Raw genomic sequence first — 23,898 nt, forward strand, 5'->3', positions numbered from 1 at the left:
TCACCCCGGCTCGCAGCCGGCCGGCCCTCCGGCAGGCGGCGGCTCGGGACGGCGCGGCCCTCCCGAGCTCCCGTCGGCCGATTCATCCGCACGCACCCTCACGGAAAGCACCCAACTCCCCGTGAAAATCGCCTCTCGGCGGACCCCCTTCGGCGACCGGCTCTGCTTCCCCGAAGTCGTTCCGCACCACCTCATCGACATCCAGGCCGCGTTCGTACGCCGCCTCGAGACCGGCGGCGTCCACCGGGACGACGCCCTGGCCCGGGCCCGGCTCGCCGTTCCCGGTGACCTGCCCGCACTCCTGCAGGCGGATCCCCAACTCGACGCCGTACGGCGGGTGTTCGACTGGGCCGTCGAGCACGCCGACACCGGCGAACTGCACGAGGACTGCCTCTGGTCCGACGATCCCGGACGGCTCGGCCCGCCGGTCGGGCGGCCGCAGACCATCTGGTGCATGCTGGCCAACTACCCCCGCCAGCGGCCCGCTTCCGCGCCGCAGCAGCCGCGGCGAGGGCTCCAGGGATGCCTGAAGGCCGCCGGCTCCCTGGCGGGACCGTACGACGAGCTCCGGCATCCGGCCATCAGCCGGCAGGTCGACCCGGAGATGGAGCTGGCCGTCGTCATCGGCACCCGGTCCCGCTTCCTCACCCCCGACACCGCCCTACAGGCGGTGGCCGGCTACGTCGGCTTCTGCGACACCGGCTCGCGGGACGTCTCCGAGCTGGACAACAACCGCATGGACCGCGGCAAGGGCTTCGACACCTACGGGATCACCGGCCCCTGGTTCGTCACCGCCGACGAGATCCCCGACCCGCACCGACTGCGCATCCGCTCCTGGGTCAACGGTGAGCTGCGGCAGGACGGCAGCACCGCCGAGATGTTCCATTCCATTCCCGAGCAGCTGGCCTGGCTCACCGCCGCGCTCACCCTGGCGCCCGGTGACGTGCTCTCGACCGGGACGCCGCCCGGCCACGGCAACGTGCGGCCGGGGGATGTGGTCCGCGGCGAGATCGAGGGGCTCGGAGTCGTCGAGAACAAAGTCGTCCTCGACGACTGAGCAACCGGAGGTCGGTCATGTCCGCACCACAGCTGCAGATCATCGTCGGCAGCACCCGCCCCGGCCGGCGCGGCCTCGCCGTCGCCACCTGGATCCACGACCTGGCGGTCCAGCACGCGGGCTTCGACGTACGCCTCGTCGACCTCGCCGAGGTCGGCCTGCCACTGCTGGACGAACCACGCCCCCCGCAGCGCGGCCAGTACGACCACGAGCACACCCGGCGCTGGAGCGCGACCGTGCGCTCCGCCGACGCGTACGTGTTCGTGGTCCCGGAGTACAACCACAGCTACAACGCGGCCACCAAGAATGCCCTGGACTACCTGGCCAAGGAGTGGGCCGGCAAGCCGGTCGCCTTCGTCGGCTACGGCGGGGTCGCCGCGGGCGCCAGAGCCGTACAGGCGCTGCTGCCCGTGGTCTCCGCGCTCGGCATGGTGCCGCTCGCGCACTCCGTGAACATCCCGTTCATCCGCCAGACGGTGAACTCCGACGGGGTGTTCGAGCCCGCCTCCGGTCTCGACGAGAACGCGACGGGCGTGATCGACGAACTGATCCGGCTGACCACCGTGCTCTCCGCGGCCCGGCTCGCCGCCCCGGCCGGGTGAGCGGGGGAACCCGGTCGCGGTGTCCGCCGGTGGCGCGCTCCACCCCCTTCCTCACCCACTACCGAGATAACAGAGGAGCGACAAAAATGAGTGGACTGACCCTGGCTCAGGCGTCCGAGATCGTGGACGCCGCGCTGAGCCACGCGCGCGAACTGGGACTGCGACCCCTGACGATCACCGTGCTCGACCCGGGTGGCCATCCGCAGGTCGTCAAGCGCGAGGACGGCGCGGGCATCCTCCGCCCACAGATCGCCCACGCCAAGGCATGGGGCTGCCTCGGCACCGGCTCGGGGGGTGCCGCCGGGGCGCGGCACGCCACCCGCGACCCCGCCTTCTTCGCAGCGCTGGCCGCGATCTCCGAGGGACGGGTCGCCTCCTCCCGGGGCGGCGTGCTCGTCCGGGACCAGGACGGCGAACTGCTCGGCTCGGTGGGCGTCAGCGGTGAGCGCCCCGAGAACGACGAAACGGTCGCCGTCTTCGGGGTGGAGAAGGCCGGCCTGGTCGCCGACGTGGGCTGACCGCAGCCTCTGTGGCCGGGACCGGCGCTCAGGACGGTCCCGGCCACCACCACCCCAAGCGGATGTGCAGCTCAACGGTGTGAGCCGCAGTCCCCGGCGGGGCGCCCCCTCCCCGCGCCCCCCACGGCATCCGACTCTTCGCGCAGATGGCCGATGGGAAACAGAGGTGCACCATGGCAAAGACGCCTGACAGCCTCAGCTTCACGAACCCACCTGAACCCCTCCGAGCACCACAGACGCCCGGGGAACCGGGAACACCCGACCCGCTCCAACTGACCACCAGGCGACGCGCGCAGGCCCTGGCCATCTGCATCGCCGCCGCGTTCCTGACGCTGCTCGACGTGAGTATCGTGACCGTGGCGCTGCCCTCCATGGGCCACCAACTGAGCCTGACGTCCGCCGACGCGACCTGGTCCATCGCCGGATACACGCTGACCTTCGGCCTGGTGCTGGTCCCGAGCGGGCGACTCGGGGACGAGTTCGGCCGCAGGAAGGTATTCCTCACCGGAATGGTGCTGTTCATCGCCACGGGCGTGCTGTGCGGGGCCGCACCCGACGCAACGTGGCTGGTCGCGGCCCGGCTCGCCAGGGGGATCTCGGCCGGCCTGGTCGCCCCCCAGGTCGTCGGACTGATGCACCAGATGTACCCGCCGCGCGAACGAGGCCGGGCGTTCGGCTACTACGGCGCGACGGTGGCCCTGTCCACGGCCATCGGCCCACTGTTCGGCGGCCTCATCCTCCAGTCGTTCGGCACGGCCGACGGCTGGCGGTGGATCTTCTACCTGTTCATACCGCTGGACGTGCTCGCCCTCTTCCTCGGCATGCGCATACTGCCGGAGGGGCGGCGCAGCGAGCGGCGCAGCAGCCTCGACCTGGTCGGCATCCTCGTGCTCGGACTCGCCGTCACGGCGGTCATGCTGCCCCTGCTGCAGAGCGGCGGCTGGGGGGACGGCCAGTGGTTGCTGCTGTCGGCCGGCATCGCACTGCTGGTCGTCTTCGTCCTGCGGGAGCGCGGTCTCCCGAGCCGCGGCCGGCAGCCGCTGGTCGATCTGAGTCTGTTCCGCGTGCGCAACTACTGGGTCGGCTCGCTGGTCGCCGCGTCCCTGTACGGCGGGTTCACGGGCATCTTCATCGTCCTTACCCTGTTCCTCCAGAGCGGCCTCCACTACACGGCGCTTCAGGCATCACTGTGCACCGTGGTCTTCACCGTCGGGTCGGCGGTCTGCGGGATCATCAGCGGCCGTGTCGTGCACCGCGTCGGCCATCGGCTGGTGATCGGCGGCACCGCTGCCACCGCCCTCGGGCTCGCCGCCACGGCCCTGGTGGTGGGCACCTCCTCCGGCGTCACCATGGGACTGGCCCTGGCCGTGCCGCTGCTGGTGGCCGGCTGCGGCGCCGGCTGCGTCATCGCCGCCAACCAGACGCTCGCCCTGCACCGCGTACCCCGCAAGGAAGGCAGCACCGCGGCCGGCGTCTATCAGACCGGCATGAAGATCGGCACTTCGCTCGGTGTCGCCCTGTCCAGCTCCCTGTACTTCAGCGAACTCGCCGCCTCGCACGGCGACTTCGCCGCCGCGGCGCAGATCGGCCTCGCAGCCGCGGCCGCACTGGCCGCGGCCGCCTTCCTCATCGCGCTGCCGGGCTTCACACTCCGCGTACGTCACACCTCCGCGCCCATCGTGGCGGTGGAGGAGGTGGAGCCGGCCAGGTGAGGCCGCACATGCGGCGTCGTGGTGAGCCGAAGGGGTTCAGCCGGTCGGTGGCGATGTCAGGACGTTGCGCGGCTCGGCGTGGCCGGTGTGGCTGGTGTGGCTTCCAGCAGCCGTTGGCGTATCTGCTTCTCCTGGGCTCGGCGTGCGGTGACGTCCCGGATGACTGCCCCGACGTGGCCCGCGCTGCCGTCAGGACCGGTCAGCAGCACCACGCTGAACTCGATCGACACGGTCCCGCCGTCCGCGGTCAGGGCGGGAACGGCCAGGAGGTCGTCATCTCCGTACTTGGAGGACCCGGCTGCCATGGCCGCCACGAAGCCGTCCCAGTGACGCTGCCTGTGCTTCTGGGGGACGATCACATCCAGATTGCGCCCCGCGACCTCGGCCGCCGAGTACCCGAAGATCCGCTCCGCTCCGCGGTTCCAGTAGCGGATCAGTCCTTCACGATCGATGATCACTATGCCGTCGGGTGCCTGGTCCGCCATCGCCAGGACTACGTCAGTGGCCAAGTCTTCCATGTCGCCTCCGAGGTGGGACGATCCCGCGCCGTCACCGTACAGATCCTGGGGCGAGTGTATACAGTAGACAGTGGCTCGTCACAGTGATCGCGCGATGAGTTCCTTCATGACCTCGTTGGCCCCGGCCAGGATGCGCAGGACCCGGTTGTCCGCGTACATGCCGGCGATGGGGTACTCCAGGCAGTAGCCGTAGCCGCCGAAGAGCTGCTGGCAACGGTCGACGACCTCGCCGGTGCGGTCGGTGATCCAGTACTTGGCCATCGAGGCGGTGGTGGCGTCGAGCTCGCCGCGCAGGTGCCGCTCGATGCAGTCGTCGAGGAACACGCCGTTGATGCGCGCGATGGTGGCGCATTCGGCGAGCTCGAAGCGCGTGTTCTGCAGGCTGAACAGGGGGCGGCCGAAGGCCTGGCGTTCCTTGGTGTAGTCGATCGTGACGGCCACGGCGGCCTCGGTGAGCGCCTGCGCGATGACCGCGGTGATCAGGCGCTCCTGTGGCAGCTGCTCCATCAACTGATAGAAGCCCAGGCCTTCTTGGCCGCCGAGCACGTGGGTGGCGGGAATGCGCAGCTCGTCGAAGAACAGCTCGGTGGTGTCCTGGCCCTTCTGGCCGATCTTCTTCAGCAGCCGTCCGCGGGTGAAACCGGGGGTGTCGTCGCCGACTTCGGCGACCAGCAGGGATACGCCGGCAGCGCCTTGTGAGGGGTCGGTCTTGGCGGCGATGATCAACAGGTCGCACAGGCGGCCGTTGGAGATGAAGGTCTTGGCGCCGCTGACGACATACTCGCCACCCACTCGTTCCGCGCGGGTGGCGATCGCCTGCAGGTCCGAGCCGGTGCCGGGTTCGGTCATGGCGATCGATCCGACCCACTCGCCGCTGCACATCTTCGGCAGCCAGCGCTGCTTCTGTTCCTCGGTGGCGTAGGCGAGCAGATAGTGCGCGACGATGCCCTCGCTCACGGCGAAGCCCAAGCTTCCGGCGCCGCTGCGGAGTTGCTGCTGGATCAGTACGGCCAGATGCGCGAAGGAGCCACCGCCGCCGCCGTACTCCTCGGGGATGGACATGCCGAGCAGCCCCAACCGTCCCGCGCGGGCGTAGAGCGCCTTGTCCGGATACCCCTGGGTGGCGTGCTTCTCCTCATTGGGCACGACCTCCTTCTCGAAATAGGTGCGCGCCAGGTCCCGCACCGCTTCGAGTTCGTCGTCGCTCCAACGGGCACGTACGGCCGTCATGCTTCCTCCGGGGATTCGGTACGGGTGCCGGTGCGCCAGGGCAGGAAATCCGGCTGGTCCTCGCTGACGTGGCCCTTGAATGCGGGCGGGCGGCGCTCCAGGAAGGACATGACGCCCTCCACGGCATCGGCGCTGTGCGCGCAGCTGGCGATGAGCTGTGAGTCCAGGGCGAAAGCCGGCTCGGGCGAGTCGAGGGCGCTCATCCGGTAGAGGGCCTGCCGAATGACGGCGGTCGACACCGGTGCGGTCTTCGCGACAAGGTCGCGCGCCAGCACGTAGGCCTGGTCGAGAACGTCCGCAGACTGGTGCACGGCGGTCACGAGCCCCGCTTCGAGGGCTTCGCCGGCAGAGATGAGCCGGCCGCTGATCATCCAGTCCAGTGCACGGCCCAAGCCGACGAGCCGGGGCAGGAACCAGGTGGATCCGCCCTCGGGATAGATGCCGCGGCGGGAGAAGACGAAGCCGAACCTGCTGTCGGCCGCGGCGATCCGGTAGTCGGCCGGCAGGATCATCGTCGAGCCGACGCCGACCGCCGCACCGCGAATCGCTGCGATGACCGGCTTCTCGCAGCGGTAGAGCAGCCGGGTGACCCGGGTGGCGGGCTCGATCCACGTCGGTGTGGACGACGGGTCCCCGCTCTCCGTGACGCCGAGATCGCCGCCGCTGAGGTCCGCCCCGACGCAGAAGTCGTCGCCAGCGCCGGTGAGCACGATGACGCGCACTTCGTCGTCGGCCATTGCGGACCGTAGCGCGTGGGCGGCCTCGTCGGCCATGCGGATCGTGTAGCCGTTGCGGGCCCGGGGCCGGTTGAGCGTCACCGTCGCGATGCGCTCGTGCACCTCGTATGCGATCTGGGTGTACTCCATTGCACTCCTCCGCGGGGCTTGTGCGGATCAGCATGGCGAAGCTATTGGCAGAGTGTCAATAGTGCTGTCCAGGGCCGGCCCGGGGAGGTGGTGCGTGATCCGTCAGGCGGCGGCGTTCACTGCCCCTCGCGGGAGGTGCGCAGCGCCGGGAAGGTGACGTGGAGCAGGTGCAGCAGGGTGTCGGTCAGGAGTACGTGCAGGTCGCCGCGGCTCAGCGTGCCTCGCACGAGCCACTCCCTGGAGGCCGCCCGGACCATGCTGCCGAACGACCGGACCACCGCCCTGAGCTCCTCCCGATCGTCACTGACATCGGCGAGCCGGGCGGCCTGGAGCACCCAGTCCGTGGCGATCTCGTCGCCTTCGAAGAGGATCCGGTCGATCTCGGGGTCGCTGCCGACGGCTTCGCTGCCGATGAACATGAGTCGCCACATGGGAGCGTTGCGTTCGACCACGTCGAGCCAGCGGTCGATGATGACCGTGATGCGCCGCTCGACCGTGGAGTTGGGCAGGTTGTCGGCAACCGGCGACGGTGCGGTCACCAGCTGGCGGACGACGGCGAGGTAGAGCCCCCGCTTGCTCTCGAAGTAGTGGTTGATCAGCCCGCGCGCGACCTGGGCCTCCCGTGCGATGTCCGTGGTGGAGACCGCGTCGTAGGAGTGCTCGCCGAACAGCCGGCGGGCCACCGCCAGGATCTGCGCCTTGCGCTGGTCCGGCTCGAGCCTCTGTCGCAGCCGTGGCTCGGCGCTCATGTCAGTCCTTACTGCCTTGGGTGTCAACAGGGCGGGCTCCGGTGTGCTGGGGGTCAGTGTAGACAGAGCACTCTGATGAACTTATTGCCAGTGTGTCAATAACTTGCCCCCAACCCCTTGACAGTCGTCAATTAAATCCTTCAGGTTGAAGACCGTGAGGTCGTTCCGGCCTGACGGAAGGGGCGGGCCGGTGGCCGTGTGCCTGTCGGCCCGTGAAGAGAGGAACGTCTTCCTTGACCACTGAAGCCTTCGTTTACGACGCGATCCGGACGCCCCGTGGCCGGGGCAAGAAGACCGGCTCGCTGCACGGAATCAAACCCATATCCCTGGTCGTAGGCCTGATCGACGAGATACGGCGGCGCAACCCTGCCCTGGACCCGGAGCTGATCGAGGACGTCGTCCTCGGCGTCGTGAGCCCCGTGGGTGACCAGGGCTGCGACATCGCCAAGACGGCCGCCCTGGTGGCAGGGCTGCCCGACACCACCGCGGGCCTGCAGGTCAACCGGTTCTGCGCCTCCGGCCTGGAGGCCGTGAACCTCGCCGCGCAGAAGGTGCGCTCGGGTTCCGAGGACCTGGTGCTCGCCGGCGGCGTCGAGTCCATGTCCCGGGTGCCCCTGGGCTCCGACGGCGGAGCCTGGCCGCTGGACCCGGCGACCTCGTACGACACCTACTTCGTGCCCCAGGGCGTCAGTGCCGACCTGATCGCGACCATCGAGGGCTTTTCCCGCGAGGACGTCGACCGTTTCGCACTGCGGTCCCAGCAGCGCGCAGCGGCGGCGCAGGCGGAGGGGCGCTTCAAGGGCTCGGTCGTGCCGGTGCGGGATGTGAGCGGCCTGACGGTCCTGGACCGCGACGAGTTCCTGCGCCCCGACACCACGCTGGAGGGGCTCGCCACGCTCACGCCCTCGTTCGCGGCGATGGGCGAGGCGGGCGGCTTCGACGCGGTGGCGCTGCAGAAGTACCACCAGGTGGAGAAGATCGACCACGTGCACCACGCCGGCAACTCCTCCGGCATCGTCGACGGCGCCGCGCTCCTGCTCATCGGCAGCGAGCAGGCCGGCCGTGCGGCCGGACTCACCCCCCGGGCGCGCATCGTGGCGACCGCTCTGTCCGGCTCCGATCCGACGATCATGCTCACCGGTCCCGTGCCCGCCACTCGCAAGGCGCTGGCCAAGGCGGGTATGACCATCGACGACATCGACCTGATCGAGGTCAACGAGGCCTTCGCCGCCGTGGTCCTGCGCTTCGCCAAGGACATGGACGTCTCCCTGGACAGGATCAACGTCAACGGCGGAGCGATCGCGCTGGGCCATCCGCTGGGCGCGACCGGCGCCATGCTCGTCGGCACCGTGATCGACGAGCTGGAGCGACGCGGTCAGCGCTACGGACTGTGCACCCTGTGCGTCGGCGGCGGCATGGGCATCGCCACCGTCATCGAGCGCCTCTGACTCCGCGTTACGACCGCCGACCCCGCGATACGACCACGACCAACGAGACGAGAGACAGCAGCAATGACCGAGCAGAACCAGCTCCGCTGGGAACAGGACGCGGACGGAATCGTCGTCCTCACCATGGACGCCCCCGAGCAGTCGGCCAACACCATGAACCGGGCGTTCATCGACGCCCTCGCCGCGGTCGTCGACCGCCTCGAGGCCGAGAAGGACTCCCTGTCCGGTGTGGTGATCACCTCCGCGAAGAAGACCTTCTTCGCCGGCGGCGACCTGACCGAACTCATCAAGGCGGGTCCCGAGGACGCCGCCGAGTCGCTTGCCTTCGTCACCCGTATCAAGGCCCTGTTGCGCAGGCTGGAAACCCTCGGCAGGCCCGTCGTCGCGGCCATCAACGGCGCCGCGCTGGGCGGCGGACTGGAGATCGCCCTGTCCTGCCACCACCGCATCGCCCTGGACGCCAAGGGCTCGCAGATCGGCATGCCCGAGGTCACCCTCGGCCTGCTGCCCGGCGCGGGCGGTGTCGTACGCACCGTACGGCTGCTGGGCATCACCGACGCCCTGCTCAACGTGCTGCTGCAAGGGCAGCGGCACAAGGTGCGCAAGGCCCTGGACCTCGGGCTGCTGGACGAGGTCGTCGACACCCCCGAGGAGCTCCTCGACCGCGCCAAGGCCTGGATCGCCGAGCACCCCGACGCCGTACAGCCCTGGGACACCAAGGGCTACCGGATCCCCGGCGGCACCCCCTCGAACCCGAAGTTCGCCGCCAACCTCCCGGCCTTCCCGGCCAACTTGCGCAAGCAGCTGCGCGGCGCCGACTACCCTGCGCCGCGCAGCATCATGGCGGCGGCCGTCGAGGGCGCCCAGGTCGACCTGGAGACCGCCTTCCTCATCGAGAGCCGCTACTTCGTCCAGCTGGTCACCGGCCGGATATCGAAGAACATGACGCAGGCCTTCTTCTTCGACCTCCAGCACATCAACAACGGCGGCAGCCGGCCCGCAGGTCACGACACCTGGCGGGCGACGAAGGTCGGCGTGCTCGGCGCCGGAATGATGGGCGCGGGCATCGCGTACGTCTGCGCTCGCGGCGGCATGGAGGTGGTCCTGAAGGACGTCTCCCTCGAAGCCGCCGAAAAGGGCAGGGCCTACTCGGCCGGCCTGTTCGACAAGGCCGTCAGCCGTGGGAGGACGACCCGCGAGCAGGCCGACGAGGTGCTCGCGCGCATCACGCCGACGGCCACGGCCACGGACCTGCGCGGGTGCGATCTGGTCATCGAAGCGGTCTTCGAGAGCCCCGAGTTGAAGAAGAAGGTCTTCCAGGAGATCGAGGACCTCGTCGAGCCCGGTGCCCTGCTCGGCTCCAACACCTCCACGCTGCCCATCACCCAGCTGTCCGAGGGGGTGAAGGACCAGGAGAACTTCATCGGCCTGCACTTCTTCTCCCCGGTCGACAAGATGCCCCTGCTGGAGATCGTCGTCGGCGAGAAGACCTCCGATGCCACGCTCGCCCGGGCCCTCGACGTCGCCCGCCAGATCAACAAGACGCCGATCGTCGTCAACGACAGCCGCGGCTTCTTCACCAGCCGGGTGATCGGCAAGTTCCTGGACGAGGCCGTGGCCATGGTCGGCGAGGGCCTGCACCCCGCCTCGATCGAACAGGCCGCACTCCAGGCGGGCTATCCGGCCCCGGCCCTCCAGCTGATGGACGAGCTGACCCTGACCCTGCCGCGCAAGATCCGCCAGGAAACGGCCGCCGCCACCGAAGCCGAAGGAGGTACCTGGCCGACGCACGGCTCCGAGGCGGTCATCGACCGGATGATCGACGACTTCGACCGCAAGGGCCGCTCCACCGGCGCCGGGTTCTACACCTACCAGGACGGCAAACGGACCGGCCTGTGGCCCGGCCTGACCGAGCACTTCACCAAGCCGGGCCACGAAATCCCCTTCGAGGACATGAAGGAGCGGATGCTCTTCGCCGAGGCCGTCGACACGGTCCGCTGCTTCGACGAAGGCGTGCTCCGATCCGTCCCCGAGGCCAACATCGGGTCGATCTTCGGTATCGGATTCCCCGGCTGGACCGGCGGCGTCATCCAGTACATCAACCAGTACGAGGGCGGCCCCGCCGGCTTCGTCGCCCGAGCGCGTGAACTCGCGGACCGCTACGGCGACCGCTTCGTACCCCCGGCCTCGCTGGTCGAGAAGGCCGAGAAGGGCGATGTGTTCGCCTGAGCAGGCGACCTGCGTCGTCACAGAAACCCGCACGCAAGGAAGGCCGTTGTCCTGTGAACCCTGACCACGTCACCTCGCTCTGGCCGCCGTACGACAAGCCCGGCGACCTTGCCGTGATCGAGTCCATGCCGCTGGTGTGGCGAGGGCTGCCCGCGACCACGTACGACACCCTCCTGCGGGCCGCGCGGCAGTGGCCCGACCGGCCGGCGCTCACCGTGCTGCCCAGCGCGGAGCGGTGGCTGCGGGCCGCCACGATCACCTTTGCCGAGCTGCGCGACCAGGTGCACCGCTTCGCCAATCTCTTCCACGAGTACGGAGTGGGCCGCGGCACCCCGGTCGGGCTGCTCTCGCCCAACACCGGTCTGCTGCCCGCAGCCGTACTCGCGGCGCAGACCGCCGGTGTCGCCGCCCCGGTCAACCCGGGGCTCGGCGCCGAGCACGTCGAACGGCTGCTGCGCCTCGGCGGCGCCCGGGTGCTGGTCGCCGCCGGCCCCGAACTCGACGCCGAGGCCTGGCGTACGGCGCGTGCGGTGGCGCGGTCGCTCGACCTGACAGCGCTGTTCGCCCTGCGCCCCACGGCGGCCGCCGACCCGGCACCGGCCCTGGAACCGATCGAGGGCATCACGGTCGCCTACCTCAGTGAGGCCGCCGCCGCGCACCGAGCCGACCGGTTCGACGGCACCGCACCGCAGGCCGGCGACCTGGCGGCGTACTTCCACACCGGCGGGACGACCGGCACACCCAAACTCGCCGCGCACACGCACACCAACGAGGTCACCGACGCCTGGATGGTCGCGGCCAACACCCTCCTCGACGAGGAGTCGGTGGTGTTCGGCGCGCTTCCCCTCTTCCACGTGAACGCGCTCATCGTGACGATTCTCGGCCCAATGCTGCGCGGCCAGCACGTGGTGTGGGCCGGTCCGCTGGGCTATCGCGAACCGGCTCTGTACGGCGTCATCTGGAAGATCTTCGAGCACTACCGGATCGCTGTGCTGTCCGCCGTGCCGACCGTCTACTCCATCCTGTCCCAGATGCCGGTGGACGCCGACATCTCCGCGCTGCGCATCGCCGCGGTCGGCGCCTCGGCCCTCCCGCTCGCCGTACGTGAAGCGTTCGAGGACCACACCGGAGTCAGCCTCTGCGAGGGCTACGGGCTCACCGAGGCCACCTGCGCGAGCGCCCGCAGTTTCCTCGGCGAGGAGAATCGCACGGGCTCCGTCGGGCAGCGCCTGCCGTACCAGCGGGTGAAGACCGTCCGGATCGACGCCGAGGGTGAGTGGCACGACCTGCCCCCCGGAGAAAGCGGGACGCTGGCCATCGCGGGGCCGACCGTCTTCCCCGGCTACGTCACCGGGTACGGCCCCGACGGACCGGTCCTCGACAGCCTCGGCACAGTCCGCGACGGCTGGCTCAACACCGGTGACCTCGCCCGGGTCGACGCGGACGGCTTCGTCCACCTCACCGGCCGCGCCAAGGACCTCATCATCCGAGGCGGCCACAACATCGACCCCGTCGTCATCGAGGACGCCCTCCTCGCCCACCCCGCCGTCACCGCCGCGAGCGCGGTCGGCCGCCCCGACCCGCACTCCGGAGAGGTCCCCGTCGTGTACGTGACCCTCGCGGCCGGATCCGACGTCACGCCCAAGGAACTGCTCGACTTCGCGGCGGACCGGGTTCCGGAGCGCGCCGCCGCACCCAAGGACATCGTCGTGTACGAGGGAGCCCTACCGGTGACCGATGTGGGCAAGCCCGCCAAGATCCCGCTCCGGCTGGACGCCATCCGACGCGCCGTCGCGGCCGAACTGGCGGACGCAGGGCTTGAGCTGGCCTCGGATATGACTGTCCGTCAACTGACCGACGGCCGCCCCCTCGTGTCCCTGCCGCCCCTCGGTGACCCCGAACTGCGGCTGCGGGTGGCGACCGCGCTCGACCGGTACGCATTCCGCTGGGAGTTCACCGAATAGAACCGGGGGTGTGCGCACAAGCGTTGTGACTGCCCCCAGCCGCCAGAGCCCTCTCCTCGCCACTCCTCGCCCGTGTCCTCTCACCGCCGGCCGTACGAAGGAGTACTGCGCATGCGCGATATCGCTAGTCGCCTGCCGTGTAGAGCCTCTCGATCTCGTCGGCGTATTTGGCGTTGATGGAGCGGCGCTTGAGCTTCAGGGTGGGGGTCAGCTCGTCGCCACCGGCTTCCCAGGTGTGGGGCAGGATCGTCCATGAGCGGATGTGCTCGACACGGGACAGGCGAGCGTTGGCGGCGTCAAGGCCCAGCTGCACGGCGGCTTTGAGGACCGGGGACGCTGCGAGCGCGGCAAGGGACGTATCGGTCAGGCCATGCTGAACGGCGAAGGCATGGACAGCGTCGGCGTCGAGTGTGATGAGCGCACTGATGTAGGGACGGCGGTCCCCGATCGCGATGGCGGCGGAGATGAGGGGGCAGGCGGTCTTGAGCGTGTTCTCGATGTTGGCGGGCGACATGTTCTTGCCCGAGGCGTTGATCAGAAGATCTTTCTTGCGGTCGACGATGCTCACGTAACCGTCGGCATCGATGCGGCCGACGTCTCCGGTGTGGATCCAGCCGTCGTCGTCGATGGTCTCGGAAGTCCTGGCGGGGTCGCCCCGGTAGCCCTTCATGAGCGCGGCGCTGCGGACCAGGAGTTCGCCATCGTCAGCCGTACGGATTTCCGTACCCGGCAGGGGAGTGCCGACGGTGCCGAGGCGCGGCCTGGACGCGGTGTTGAGCGTCGTGACACCGGTGGTCTCGGACATGCCCCAGGCCTCGCTCACCGGCAGGCCCAGTGCGAGAAGGAAGAGCATCGCGTCCTGATCCAGCGGGGCCGCACCGGTGACGGTGCTGCGGGCCTGGTCCAGGCCGATCTGCCGGCGAATCCTGGTCAGAACGAGGCGCTCCGCGACCCGCTCCAGAAGCCGGAGCCGGAGCGGGCGCCTGCTCCCCAGGGAGGACGCCTGCGCCCTGGCCCGGCCGGTCCGCAGGGCCCAGCGGGCGAGAGCACCCTTGGCACCTCGCTGCTGCTCAAGACCGACGTGGATCGACCCCATGATGCGGTACCAGACCATCGGTACGGCGACGAACTGGGTCGGACGCACGTGGAGCAGGACCTCGAGGAGACGCTTGGGCTGGTTGAGAGTGACCGTGGTGGAGTGGTACGCCATCGGTGCGTAGTGGGCGATGAAGCGATTGACGACGTGCGCGTCCGGCAGGTACGAGATGACACGGCCGCCGGAGGAATCGCCCAGCACCCGGGTTGTCTCGGTCAGCACATAGGTGAGGTTGGCGTGTGTCAGTTCAACACCCTTGGGCGGTCCGGTGGTGCCCGACGTGTAGATCAGAGTGAGTACGTCTTCGGGGGACACACTGCGCCATGCGGCATCGAAGTCGAATTCGGCCGTGCCTGAGGCCTCGAGCTCGGCCAGCGGCAGGACGAGGTCGTCGTGACGGTCGGCGGCGTCGATGCACACGATCGTTTCGACGGACGAGTTCTCGGCGGCCGCCCGAAGGGTTGTCAGGAACTGCTCCTCGCACACCACCAGGCTGTTGCCGGCATTGGCGAACAGGTAGGAGATCTGCTCCGCGCTGCTGGTGTTGTAGATCGAGTAGGGGATGGCACCCAGGTGCATGACGGCTGCGTCGACGATGTGAAACTCGGGCCGGTTGGTGAGCATCAACGCGACCGTGTCACCGCGCTCGACGCCACGGGCGGCCAGTCCGCGCGCAACGCTTTCGACGCGTTCCCCGTATTCGCGCCAGGTCACAACCACTTCATCGTCGGCGTCCCGCAGCGCCACCTCGTTCCCATGCTCGGAGATGGTCTGCTGCATCAGTGTGCACAGCGTTGTGTTCTCCATGCCGGTTCCCTTCCTCCCCTACGCCCGTCGGAGGCCGCCGAAGAAGTCGGCCATCTCATCCGCCGTCTTCTCCGGATACTCGAAGGGCACCATGTGCCCGCATGCGGGGAGGACGTGGCACCGCTCGGGGGTCAACAGGGCTTTGACCTCGGGAAGCTTGCTGATCGGAGTGACCTGGTCCTCCTCACCCCAAAGGAGCAGGGTGGGCGTGCCGAGGCGGCCCGCCTGCCGGTAGACGTCCTGCTGGCGATGGAAGTGGTAGTCGCGCAGAGTGGCCAGTAGGGCGTACATCGAGCCCTCGCAGCGGTACGTGTCGCAGACCATGTCGGTGAGCGCTCTGACCTGATCGGGGGTCCGGACGTTGTGGGACAGGTGCGAGCGCAGCAGGAGTTGGCCCAGGTGTTTGCCGAGGAACGGGCCGATGGTGGGCATCGTGGCCAGCCGTACGGGCGGGGCGTCGGTCTCGGTGAATCCCGCCGGGCCCAACAGGGTCAGGGACTTCGTCCGGTGATGGCTGCGCAGCAGCAGGCCCAGGGCGGTCAGCGCTCCCATCGAGGATCCCACGGTGTGCCAGGGCTGCGGGATGTCGAGGGCCTCGACCAGTTCGTGTGCCTGGCGCACGAACAGTTCACTGTCGTACGGGCCGGCCACGCGGTCCGAATAACCGCGGCCGTATGCGCTGTAGGTCAGGGTGCGCAGGCCATGGCCGTGGAGTTGGGCCACGACACCGTCCCAGTAGAACAGCGGGACGGTCAGTCCTCCCAGGAGGAAGACCGGTTCACCGTCTTCGGGTCCGGTGAGTTCGTAGTGCGTGATGCCGTCGGACAGTTCGATGAAGTTCCCCCGCAGCCGGCTGCGGGTGTCCGGGTTCAGAGGGAGGTTCTCGCCCCGGGCACGGTAGTACGTGGGCATGGTGGCACTCATTTCCGAGGGGCTGAGGACTCCCGAGAGGCGGGAAGCCCGAGATGCGACCGAATGGCTTCGCAGACTTCGGTGGGGGCCTCTTCGGGCATGAAGTGCCCGATACCGACGAGGACCACGTCGCGGGTACCGGGGATGTCCCGGCAGAAGTGCTGGCCGTCGATCAGATCGCCGCGCAGGACCAGCGTCGGGACGGCGATCTCCGTAATCCGGCCGGAGCGGTCGGGCTGGTCGGTGTTGGCGAAGTCGATGAAGGCGGACCGGTTGCCCGGCCGGTTCATCATCGCCGTGACCCGGTCGACCAGCGCCTGGTCCACCTGCATACGGGGACCGACCGAGGAACGCAGACTCTGCTCGGCCGCCCCGCTCGGTGCCCACCGGCGAAGCAGCGGACGCAGCAGCGGATTGCGGGCCATCCGCAACGCCTTCGGCAAGGACTTCTCGGGGTATCCCGTGGCGTTCATCAAGATCAGCTTCCGTACCCGCTGCGGGTACTCGACCGCCAGGTTCCAGGCGATGTTCCCGCCCAGCGAGTTGCCGGCCACGCTCACCTTGTCGAGGCCCAGGCCGGAGAGGAACTCCGCCACGAAGTCCACATAGGCTTCGACGCGGTAATCGCGGTCCGGGCGCGGACCGGTCAGACCGAAGCCCGGCAGATCGAGCCGGATGACTTCGCAGGCGGTCTTGAGGTCGTCGGCGACGGAGTCGAAGGCCTGAAGCGAGGACCCGCTGCCGTGCAGCAGCAGAAGCGGGGGACCGCTGCCTTCTCGCTTGAAGTGCACCCGCACCCCGTTGACCCAGGTGAAGCGGGAATCCTCGTCGATGTAGGCGTCGGAAGTCGTCATGCGTGGGCTCCGTCGAACATGCGCATCACCGTGGTGCGCTCGAGTCGGGCAGGCAGGCAGCGCAGCACGGCGTCCCGTACGGTGCCGAGCGGCCCTGAGGGCACGGAAGCGAGCTGATTCATGCGGACCGCCTGGCGCTGGATCCACCGGACCCGTGCGCGACGCTCCTGTTCGAAGGCCCGGAAGGCATCGGCAACCGATGCGGCCCCGTCCAAGCGGCGTGCCAGTACCGCGGCATCCTCGATGGCCTGGCCGGCTCCCTGCCCGAGGTTGGGCAGCATCGGATGTGCGGCATCCCCCAGGAGGGTCACGGCACCCGAACCGCCGCGCCACGGCCGGTGGCGCAACTCGACCTCGATGGTGTTCCCCGGCTCTGTGGCGGCCAGCAAATCCCTCACCTGAGTGGGGAATTCGCGGTAGAGCCGTTGATAGAACGTGAGCCGGTCCACCGGATCCCGCACAGGACGAGGCGGCGTGGGGATCAGGGCAAACCAGGAGCTGCGTCCGTCAGGCAGGGGAATGATCCCGAACTGCAGGCGGTAGCCCCACCATTCGCGCACCTCGTCAGGCCGGTCCGTCGACGTCTCGGTGACCCCTCGCAGGCAGTTCGTGCCCGAGTGGACGGCAGGTCGGTCGCCGTGCAGGCGGGCGCGGATCAGGGAGTCGATGCCGTCCGCGGCCACCAGTCCGCGCCCCTGCAGACGCTTGCCCGAGGCCAGATACACCGCCACTCCGCCGGTGCACGTCTCGAATCCGATCACGGGATCCCCCGTGAGCAGGCATCCGTCGGGAAGCTGGGAGAGCAGGGCCTCGTGCAGGTCGGCGCGGTGGATTCCGAGCGCGGGGGAGCCGACGGTCCCCTCGACGTCCAGGGCGTTTACCTCGGTCAGGACCCTGCCGGTGACCGACATGATCGAGGTGTGTGCGATCCGCCGCCCCTTGTCCGACACCTGGCGGCCGGTGTTCAGCTCGTTGAGCACCCGCACGGTGTTGTGCTGCAGCAGGATGCTCGTGTTGATCGCCGTGGGTCGGGGCGCTGCCTCGATGATCGTCCAAGGGATTCCGCGTCGCTGGAGGGCCACGGCGGCGGTCAGGCCGCCGACGCCCGCTCCTGCGATCAGTACGTGCTCATGCGATGTCGACAACGACTTTCCCCTTCGAACGTCCGCGCTCGACGTACTCCTGAGCCGCAGCAACGTCAGCCAGCGGATACGTCCGGTCGATGACGGCCCGCACCTTGCCCTCGGCGGCCAGGCGGGCCAGCAGCTCCAGCGCGGCACGGTCGGGACCGAACAGGCTCCAGCCGTAACGTCGACGGTGGAGAGCTTGGACCAGCCGTCGGCCGAGGAGGGTCGCGACGGCTTGAACGCCACCGAGGAGCAAGCCCTTCTCGTCGACCAGCCGCATCAGAGGATGTACGAGCGTGCCGTATCCGGCTCCCGGCCCGCGGCGAAGGATGGAGAGCATCTTCCGCTCCTCGGCGTCGTCGGCCAGGCAGATGGCGAAATCGAAGTCGCGCAGATGCTCTGTGAAGTCCTGCGTCCGGTAGTTGATCACCTGATCCGCGCCAAGGCTCTCGCAGAGTTCGATGCCCGTCGGCCCGGCCGTGGTGGCCACGTGGGCGCCCAGTGCCCTGCAGACCTGCAGGGTGACCACGCCCGTGCCGCCCGAGCCGCCTTGCAGGAACACGTGCTTCCCGGCAGCGGTTTCGGGCCGCAGCCCCGCATCCTTCAACGCGGCCCATGCCGACAGGAAGGCGTAGGGGAGCGCGGCGGCCTCGCGGTAGGACAACCCTTCGGGCTTGGCCACGACATCGTCGGCCTTGGCCACGCAGTATTCGGCGTACGTGCCCTGCGGCGAGGGCCTCTTGGCGCCGAAAACGGCGTCTCCGGTTTTCAGGGCGGAGACACCGGGGCCGACCGCCACGACGTCCCCGGAAACGTCGTTCCCCAGGGTGAGAGGAAAACCGGTGAGGCCGCGCAGCTTCATCAGCTTCTGGCCGTAGCCGCCTCGCCTGCGGCAGTCGATCGGGTTGACCGAGGTGGCCCGTTGCCGGACCAGGACTTCGCCCTCGCCCGGCGTGGGAATCAAGGCGTCGTCGACCACCTCGAAGACGTCCCGAGCTGCGCCGAACCGGCCGGCCTGGGCCGCGCGCATGTGACTCGGAATCGTGGGTGCGGTGCTGGAGGTCATAACGGCTACGCTAGCACCGAAAAGGCGATTTTGGCTACGTGGACTCCGTAATCGCGCCCACGTCCGTGGGAGAGGGTCAGCGGGCCTCGACCGGAGTGCGCTGACCGCCCAGGTCAAGGGCGGCGTCGGCGGTGGCGATGTGCGCGGTGACGACGTCGCCGTGCTGGAGGTAGCCGGGATTCTTGGCCTGACGTGCGAAGAAGGTCTTCCACTTCCACTCCGTGGGCAGCAGCGCCCCGATCCGTTCGACGATCTTCGGCGGGGCCTTGAGGGCGCAGCCGCCGGGGGTTCCGGTCAGCAGGAGGTCGCCCGGCTGCATGGGCTGGAAGCGGGACAGAATGGTCAGCGCTTCGGCGGGTCGCGTGATCATGTCGGCGACGGTGCGGTCCTGGCGCAGGACGCCGTTGACGGACAGGCGCAGCCGCAGGTCGGTCAGCCGTGCCAGTTCCGCGGGGGACGGCAGGACCAGCCGCGGGCCGACCGGTGTGAAGGTGGGGTACGACTTGCTCTCGTAGAACTGTCCCTTGCCCAGCTGTACGTCCCGGGCGCTGACGTCGTTGGTGACGACGAAGCCGGCGATGTACTTCGGCAGGTCCGCCTCGGTGACGGTGGCGCCGATGGGCAGCGGGGCACCGAACACGAGCCCCAGCTCGATCTCGTAGTCGAGCAACCGCACGTGGGCGGGTTTGACGATCGGGGTGTACGGCCCGCTCACGGAGGCGGATGCCTTGCGGAAGAAGGTGGGAGGCACCGAATCCGGGTTGAAGCCCGAATCCTTCGCGTGCGAGCGGTAGTTCACCATCTGCGCGATGACGCGGCAGGGGGTGGTCACGGGAGACAGCAGAGTGAGGTCACCGACCGGGACGCCTTCTTCCGCGCTCTCCACCGTCTTGTCGATGGCCGGCCTGTCGGACAGCAGTTGCGCGGTGGTGCGGGCGTCGGTGGCGACAGGGACGGCGCGGCCGTCCCGCTCGACCCACCACGATTCCTCGGTGCGCAGGATGTTCGTACTCAATGGCTCATCGCTTTCATCATGCCCAGCAGCAGGGCGGGATCGATTTCGTTGTCCTCGCGCAGCGCTTTGAGGACAGAGCGCAGCAGGGCCGGTGAGGGCTTGGTGCCGAGGAAGTCACGGGTGATGGGGGGACCCCACTGGTAGAGGCCGCTCGCGGACATGGGCGCCCAACCGGATTCGACGGTGCAGTCGAAGAGGTCACCGTCCGCGAAGTGCTCCATCATCAGGCGGTCCGGGTCGCGCCAGTAGTCGAAGATCTGGCTTCCCAGGATGTGCCGCCCGATGCCCCAGGCGCGGCGGTATCCGCGCTCGCGAAGGTACTCACCGCCGGCGGCCAGGGCGTCCATGTCGCAGACCTGGTAGGCGGAATGGACGTAGCCGGTGCCCGGACCCAGGTGCAGGGCGATGGAGTGATGGTCGGCGGGATGCGAACCCCGGTCACACCGGATGAAGGCCATCGTGGGGCCGCGGTCGCGCTGCCCGTCAAGGAAGAGGAAGTCGCTGACGATCAGGCCGAGCGTGTCCAGGTACCAGGTGAGGGCCTGGTGGAAGACCGTGGTCTCGAGCACGACATGTCCGAGCCGCTGGACGCGGGCGGGCTCGCGCGGCGGCCGCTGAGCGACGTTGACGCGCTTTCCCGGCTCGTTTCCCGTATTGAGCAGCATGGGCTGCCGGCCGGGCAGCTCGGCCCCTTCGTGCGTTCCGTGCACCACGCGGACCGGAAAGCCGCTGGGATCGCGGAGGTCCACCGCGTGGCCTCCGCCCGGTTCCTGCAGCTCGCGGACGTCGGTGCCGGTGCTTCGGGCCAGTCGCGACAGGTCGCCGGCGTCGGCGGCCCGGAAGACGGGACCGAGGAATCGGGCGACGGATCCCCGGCGCACCACCAGGCAGTGCGCTCCGGGCATCGTGCCCCGCAAGTACAGGGCGTCCTGCGTGCGGGCGGCCACGGCGAAGCCGAAGTCCCGGGCGAAGACGGCCGCCCGGTCGAGGTCCGGCTTCTCGAACTCGAGCCAGGCCAGGTCCTCCACCTTGATGACCGGATTGAGGGAACGCCCCGGATGCTCGCCCCGTACGGAGCCGAGCTCGCTGTGCAGGTTCGCATGTGCCGAATCGGTGTCAGCCGCGCTGTTCATGACGAGACCTCCACGTCACGCCGTCCGCGGCTACCAGGCCTCCGGTACTCGCCTTCACGATCAACACGCGCTCCATTGCGCTCCTCGCCTTCGCCGCACGACGGCTCGTCTGTCCCTGGTGCCGACGCTAGATTTGAAATTGGCACCTGTCAATATTCTGGGCGTGGACCTCTCGTCCCAGGTTGCCTTTAATGGGCACTCGTCTAATATGCGCCGGGGGGACTACACGCAAGGCTCCAGCTGATGGGGAGGCGAGGACGATGTCCCGTCCCGAGGAATGCCGTATGGCCGACGAGGCCGCCGACTACAAGCGTCTGGGTATCGCCAAGGGCGACATCGCGGTCTGGGAGGACGGGTTCCGCACTGATCCCGGAGGGCCTGGAACCTTCGAGTGGTGGTACTTCGATGCCGTGCTCGACGACGGCTCCACGCTGGTGATCAACTTCATGGCGAAGAACTTCCGGGTCGGCAGGGGAGTCAACCAGCCGCCGGCGCCGGTGGTCACCTTCGAGCTCGACCGGCCGGACGGCACCCACGTCGAGCGCAGCTCTCCGGCACACACCGACGACTACGCGTTCGCCACCGACCGGTGCGATGTCCGCGTGGGCGTCAACACCATCTCCGGCGACCTGCACACCTACCGCATCCACGTCGACCTCGACGGCGTCGTCGCCGATGTGACCCTCACCGGGCAGGTCCCGTCCTGGCGGCCCGGCACGGGGCACATCCTGTTCGGTGACGACAAACAGAAGTACTTCGCCTGGCTGCCGTCCGTCCCTCAGGGCGCGGTCGAAGCCACCCTCACCATCGATGGCGCGACGCGCCACCACACCGGCACCGGCTACCACGACCACAACTGGGGCGACGCGGAGATGGCCCGTCTCATGCACCACTGGTACTGGGCGCGTGCCGAGGCAGGCGACTACACGGTCATCGCCTCCCACATCACCGCGGAGAAGAAGTTCGACTTCGCCGAGGTCCCCATCTTCATGCTCGCCAGGAACGGCGAGATCGTGGCCGACGAGGGCTCTCTGGTGCGCTTCACCAAGAGTGACGAGCAACTCGACCCGGTCACCGGAAAGCCGGTCGCCGACACGGTCGTGTACGACTACGACGCCACGGCTCGGGGAGGCGAGCGCTACCGCGTGACCTTCCGCCGCGAGAACACGATCGTGCAGGACCGCATGATCGAATCCCTCAAGGGTCCCAAGCGCGCCCTGGCCCAACTGGCCGGATTCAACGGCGCCTACCTGCGCTTCACCGGCGAGGTGACCGTCGAGCGCCTCACCCGCGAGGCCGACCCCGAGAGCGTCACCGCCCCCGCCCTGTGGGAGCTGATGTACTTCGGAAGGACCCCCTCCTGAGGCCCGTACGATGAAGAGCATGGTCACGAATGCGCGTCCGCGGGGGCGCCCGCGGAAGGACGAGGAGCCTGCCCCGGCGGAAGAAGCCCTTCAGGCTGCCCTGCGCTCATTCGCCACGCATGGCTTCAACGGGGTGTCGGTACGCACCCTCAGTCGTGAGCTCGGGGTGAGTCACAACTTGCTCCACCAGCGCTTCGGTTCGAAGGAGGGCATCTGGCGTGCTGCCGTCGATCATGGTTTCGGCGGCATCGTGGCAGCGATCCTCGCCGCGGACGACGAGTCCGTGCCACCGATGGAGCGACTGCACGCCTTCGTGCGGACGTTCGTCCGGTTCTCCGCCGAGCACCCGGAACTCCTGCGCCTGATAAACATCGAGGGCAGTCAGCCGAGCGAGCGGCTCGACTACATCACCGAGAAGTTCATCGTCCCCGTCATCGCCAGATTCCTCCCACTGCGCGACGAACTGGTGGAACGCGGCGAGATCCGCCCGGTCGCGCCCGAAATGATCTACTACATCATCACCTCGGGCGGCGGGGCCATGTTCGCGAGCCGGGAGCTGACCGAGCGGCTCTTCGGCGGCCGGTTGCTCTCCGCCACGCGCAGCGACGAGTACGCGGAGAGCTTCGCCGACTTCATCATCGACGCCCTGCGCCCGTGAAGGCTGTCAGCTTCCGAGCTGCCGGCCGAGGAAACCGGTGATCTTGCCCATCACCGCCGTCGTCGACCAGTCCTTGACGGACTTGCTGTCGCCCATGAAGGTCAGGTCGCCGTGGTTGGCGCCCTCGACGACGTAGCGGGTGGCGTCGACGCCCTTGGACTTGAGCTTGTCGCTGAGTTCAAGGGTCTGGCTCGGCGAGACAAGCTGGTCCTTGCTGCCGTGGAACAGTGCGAAGGGCGGGGCGGAGGAGGTGACGTACGTGTCCGGGTCGGCGGCGGCGACCTGCTTGGTGTACTGCGCGACCGACTTCTTGGTGCCCACTCCGTAGACCCACTGTGCCGTGGAGTTGCCGGCCGCCGTGTTCGCGTTCTTGGCGGCGGTGTCGTAGTCGGCGCCGAGCGTGGAGAGGTTGGACGGGCCGAATTCGTCGACCACGGCCTGCACGTCGCTGCTCTGGGTCAGGTTGTCGCCGGACTCGAACTGCTTCTGCCCGTTGGTGACACCGGTCATGGCGGCGAGATAGCCGCCCGCGGACTGGCCCCAGACCGCCACCTTGCTGCCGTCGATGCCGTACGTGTCCGCATGCGCGCGCAGGTAGCGGATCGCGGACTTCACGTCGGAGACGCCGTCCTTGTAGGTGGCGCCGTTGACGATGGTCCGGTAGGAGATGCTGGCGACGACGTACCCCTGCTCGGCCACGTAGGTGCGCTGGGCCAGGTTGGCGCTCTGGTCGGCCAGCATGAAGCCGCCGCCGGTGATGTAGATGACCAGGGGCTTCTTGCCCGAGGTCTTGGGGACCTGGATGTCCACCTTGAGCTGCGTCTGCTTGCCGTTGGTCGTCGGCGTGGCGTAGACGACGTTGTTGTAGCTGGTCAGCTGGGTCTTGCCGCACTGCATCTGGGGGCCGGTCGGCTTGATGACCGTGCTGGTGCTGGTGTCGCTCTGCTTGATGGTCTTGGCGACGGGGATGCTC

General features: G+C 68.8%; 21 protein-coding genes. 9 read left to right on the forward strand and 12 right to left on the reverse strand.

What is annotated here, in order from left to right:
* The first annotated feature begins 121 nt into the window (after positions 1 to 121).
* From ACFXJ5_RS34355 to ACFXJ5_RS34370, 4 genes are all read left to right on the forward strand, one after another.
* The gene (locus ACFXJ5_RS34355) at positions 122 to 1,057 is read left to right on the forward strand and encodes a fumarylacetoacetate hydrolase family protein (protein ID WP_384640081.1); all 936 of its coding nucleotides are present in this window, start codon (positions 122 to 124) and stop codon (positions 1,055 to 1,057) included.
* A 17-nt stretch (positions 1,058 to 1,074) separates the two neighbouring features.
* Complete coding sequence (locus ACFXJ5_RS34360; protein ID WP_384640084.1) at positions 1,075 to 1,659, forward strand: NADPH-dependent FMN reductase; 585 nt, start codon at positions 1,075 to 1,077, stop codon at positions 1,657 to 1,659.
* A gap of 86 nt (positions 1,660 to 1,745) precedes the next feature.
* Positions 1,746 to 2,177: a GlcG/HbpS family heme-binding protein gene (locus ACFXJ5_RS34365; protein WP_136722979.1), complete on the forward strand. Its 432-nt coding sequence runs from the start codon at positions 1,746 to 1,748 to the stop codon at positions 2,175 to 2,177.
* A 299-nt stretch (positions 2,178 to 2,476) separates the two neighbouring features.
* Positions 2,477 to 3,889 (forward strand): MFS transporter, encoded by a 1,413-nt coding sequence (locus ACFXJ5_RS34370; protein ID WP_384640143.1) that lies wholly within the window; start codon positions 2,477 to 2,479, stop codon positions 3,887 to 3,889.
* 56 nt (positions 3,890 to 3,945) lie between these two features.
* On the opposite strand, the gene ACFXJ5_RS34375 is transcribed toward ACFXJ5_RS34370, so the two are convergent.
* From ACFXJ5_RS34375 to ACFXJ5_RS34390, 4 genes are all read right to left on the reverse strand, one after another.
* Positions 3,946 to 4,407: a PAS domain-containing protein gene (locus ACFXJ5_RS34375; protein ID WP_384640088.1), complete on the reverse strand. Its 462-nt coding sequence runs from the start codon at positions 4,405 to 4,407 to the stop codon at positions 3,946 to 3,948.
* A gap of 78 nt (positions 4,408 to 4,485) precedes the next feature.
* Positions 4,486 to 5,637: an acyl-CoA dehydrogenase family protein gene (locus tag ACFXJ5_RS34380; protein WP_384640091.1), complete on the reverse strand. Its 1,152-nt coding sequence runs from the start codon at positions 5,635 to 5,637 to the stop codon at positions 4,486 to 4,488.
* Positions 5,634 to 6,503 carry an enoyl-CoA hydratase-related protein gene (locus tag ACFXJ5_RS34385; protein ID WP_384640094.1) on the reverse strand — a complete coding sequence of 290 codons (870 nt, stop codon included), beginning with the start codon at positions 6,501 to 6,503 and terminating at the stop codon, positions 5,634 to 5,636. The genes ACFXJ5_RS34380 and ACFXJ5_RS34385 overlap by 4 nt, the downstream gene beginning before the upstream one ends.
* A gap of 116 nt (positions 6,504 to 6,619) precedes the next feature.
* Positions 6,620 to 7,252, reverse strand: a complete 633-nt coding sequence (locus ACFXJ5_RS34390) for a TetR/AcrR family transcriptional regulator (RefSeq protein ID WP_384640097.1) — start codon at positions 7,250 to 7,252, stop codon at positions 6,620 to 6,622.
* A 233-nt stretch (positions 7,253 to 7,485) separates the two neighbouring features.
* Here ACFXJ5_RS34390 and ACFXJ5_RS34395 point away from each other — a divergent pair, with 233 nt between their 5' ends.
* The 3 genes from ACFXJ5_RS34395 to ACFXJ5_RS34405 all read left to right on the forward strand — a co-directional run bounded on the left by ACFXJ5_RS34395 (position 7,486) and on the right by ACFXJ5_RS34405 (position 12,893).
* A complete protein-coding gene (locus ACFXJ5_RS34395) occupies positions 7,486 to 8,700 on the forward strand; it encodes an acetyl-CoA C-acetyltransferase (RefSeq protein ID WP_384640100.1) in 1,215 nt (404 codons plus the stop codon).
* A 63-nt stretch (positions 8,701 to 8,763) separates the two neighbouring features.
* Entirely contained in the window at positions 8,764 to 10,929 is a 2,166-nt protein-coding gene (locus ACFXJ5_RS34400; RefSeq protein WP_384640102.1) for a 3-hydroxyacyl-CoA dehydrogenase NAD-binding domain-containing protein, read from the forward strand.
* A gap of 53 nt (positions 10,930 to 10,982) precedes the next feature.
* Entirely contained in the window at positions 10,983 to 12,893 is a 1,911-nt protein-coding gene (locus ACFXJ5_RS34405; protein ID WP_384640105.1) for an acyl-CoA synthetase, read from the forward strand.
* Positions 12,894 to 13,017: 124 nt separating this feature from the next.
* Here ACFXJ5_RS34405 and ACFXJ5_RS34410 read toward each other — a convergent pair whose 3' ends face one another.
* The 7 genes from ACFXJ5_RS34410 to ACFXJ5_RS34440 form a co-directional block, all read right to left on the reverse strand.
* Positions 13,018 to 14,796 (reverse strand): AMP-dependent synthetase/ligase, encoded by a 1,779-nt coding sequence (locus tag ACFXJ5_RS34410; protein ID WP_384640107.1) that lies wholly within the window; start codon positions 14,794 to 14,796, stop codon positions 13,018 to 13,020.
* Positions 14,797 to 14,814: 18 nt separating this feature from the next.
* Positions 14,815 to 15,708, reverse strand: a complete 894-nt coding sequence (locus tag ACFXJ5_RS34415) for an alpha/beta fold hydrolase (RefSeq protein WP_384640110.1) — start codon at positions 15,706 to 15,708, stop codon at positions 14,815 to 14,817.
* A gap of 8 nt (positions 15,709 to 15,716) precedes the next feature.
* Positions 15,717 to 16,562 carry an alpha/beta fold hydrolase gene (locus ACFXJ5_RS34420; protein WP_384640113.1) on the reverse strand — a complete coding sequence of 282 codons (846 nt, stop codon included), beginning with the start codon at positions 16,560 to 16,562 and terminating at the stop codon, positions 15,717 to 15,719.
* Positions 16,559 to 17,758 carry an FAD-dependent monooxygenase gene (locus tag ACFXJ5_RS34425; protein WP_384640116.1) on the reverse strand — a complete coding sequence of 400 codons (1,200 nt, stop codon included), beginning with the start codon at positions 17,756 to 17,758 and terminating at the stop codon, positions 16,559 to 16,561. The genes ACFXJ5_RS34420 and ACFXJ5_RS34425 overlap by 4 nt, the downstream gene beginning before the upstream one ends.
* Positions 17,691 to 18,719, reverse strand: coding sequence for a zinc-binding dehydrogenase (locus ACFXJ5_RS34430; RefSeq protein WP_384640118.1), 1,029 nt, complete (start codon positions 18,717 to 18,719; stop codon positions 17,691 to 17,693). Before ACFXJ5_RS34430 ends, ACFXJ5_RS34425 begins: the two co-directional genes overlap by 68 nt.
* 112 nt (positions 18,720 to 18,831) lie before the next feature.
* Positions 18,832 to 19,770, reverse strand: a complete 939-nt coding sequence (locus ACFXJ5_RS34435; protein WP_384640121.1) for a fumarylacetoacetate hydrolase family protein — start codon at positions 19,768 to 19,770, stop codon at positions 18,832 to 18,834.
* A complete protein-coding gene (locus ACFXJ5_RS34440; protein ID WP_384640123.1) occupies positions 19,767 to 20,903 on the reverse strand; it encodes a VOC family protein in 1,137 nt (378 codons plus the stop codon). Before ACFXJ5_RS34440 ends, ACFXJ5_RS34435 begins: the two co-directional genes overlap by 4 nt.
* Before the next feature lie 260 nt (positions 20,904 to 21,163).
* On the opposite strand from ACFXJ5_RS34440, the gene ACFXJ5_RS34445 reads away from it, so the two are divergent.
* Both ACFXJ5_RS34445 and ACFXJ5_RS34450 read left to right on the forward strand, forming a co-directional pair.
* A complete protein-coding gene (locus ACFXJ5_RS34445) occupies positions 21,164 to 22,267 on the forward strand; it encodes a lipocalin-like domain-containing protein (RefSeq protein ID WP_384640126.1) in 1,104 nt (367 codons plus the stop codon).
* 19 nt (positions 22,268 to 22,286) lie between these two features.
* Positions 22,287 to 22,925: a TetR/AcrR family transcriptional regulator gene (locus ACFXJ5_RS34450; RefSeq protein ID WP_384640128.1), complete on the forward strand. Its 639-nt coding sequence runs from the start codon at positions 22,287 to 22,289 to the stop codon at positions 22,923 to 22,925.
* Positions 22,926 to 22,931: 6 nt separating this feature from the next.
* Here the strand turns inward: ACFXJ5_RS34450 and ACFXJ5_RS34455 are convergent.
* On the reverse strand, positions 22,932 to 23,898 hold a 967-nt coding region (locus ACFXJ5_RS34455; RefSeq protein ID WP_384640131.1), incomplete at its 5' end, for an alpha/beta hydrolase fold domain-containing protein.

The sequence above is a fragment of the Streptomyces sp. NPDC059373 genome, from assembly GCF_042751495.1.
In the GTDB taxonomy this organism is placed as follows: Bacteria; Actinomycetota; Actinomycetes; order Streptomycetales; family Streptomycetaceae; genus Actinacidiphila.

Coding starts and splice junctions, on each gene's coding strand:
- ACFXJ5_RS34415 (WP_384640110.1), bottom strand. CDS start 15,708: ATGCCCACGTACTACCGTGCCCGGGGCGAGAACCTCCCTCTGAACCCG.
- ACFXJ5_RS34380 (WP_384640091.1), bottom strand. CDS start 5,637: ATGACGGCCGTACGTGCCCGTTGGAGCGACGACGAACTCGAAGCGGTG.
- ACFXJ5_RS34390 (WP_384640097.1), bottom strand. CDS start 7,252: ATGAGCGCCGAGCCACGGCTGCGACAGAGGCTCGAGCCGGACCAGCGC.
- ACFXJ5_RS34400 (WP_384640102.1), top strand. CDS start 8,764: ATGACCGAGCAGAACCAGCTCCGCTGGGAACAGGACGCGGACGGAATC.
- ACFXJ5_RS34450 (WP_384640128.1), top strand. CDS start 22,287: ATGGTCACGAATGCGCGTCCGCGGGGGCGCCCGCGGAAGGACGAGGAG.
- ACFXJ5_RS34385 (WP_384640094.1), bottom strand. CDS start 6,503: ATGGAGTACACCCAGATCGCATACGAGGTGCACGAGCGCATCGCGACG.
- ACFXJ5_RS34410 (WP_384640107.1), bottom strand. CDS start 14,796: ATGGAGAACACAACGCTGTGCACACTGATGCAGCAGACCATCTCCGAG.
- ACFXJ5_RS34440 (WP_384640123.1), bottom strand. CDS start 20,903: ATGAACAGCGCGGCTGACACCGATTCGGCACATGCGAACCTGCACAGC.
- ACFXJ5_RS34430 (WP_384640118.1), bottom strand. CDS start 18,719: ATGCGCGCGGCCCAGGCCGGCCGGTTCGGCGCAGCTCGGGACGTCTTC.
- ACFXJ5_RS34375 (WP_384640088.1), bottom strand. CDS start 4,407: ATGGAAGACTTGGCCACTGACGTAGTCCTGGCGATGGCGGACCAGGCA.
- ACFXJ5_RS34365 (WP_136722979.1), top strand. CDS start 1,746: ATGAGTGGACTGACCCTGGCTCAGGCGTCCGAGATCGTGGACGCCGCG.
- ACFXJ5_RS34420 (WP_384640113.1), bottom strand. CDS start 16,562: ATGACGACTTCCGACGCCTACATCGACGAGGATTCCCGCTTCACCTGG.
- ACFXJ5_RS34445 (WP_384640126.1), top strand. CDS start 21,164: ATGTCCCGTCCCGAGGAATGCCGTATGGCCGACGAGGCCGCCGACTAC.
- ACFXJ5_RS34360 (WP_384640084.1), top strand. CDS start 1,075: ATGTCCGCACCACAGCTGCAGATCATCGTCGGCAGCACCCGCCCCGGC.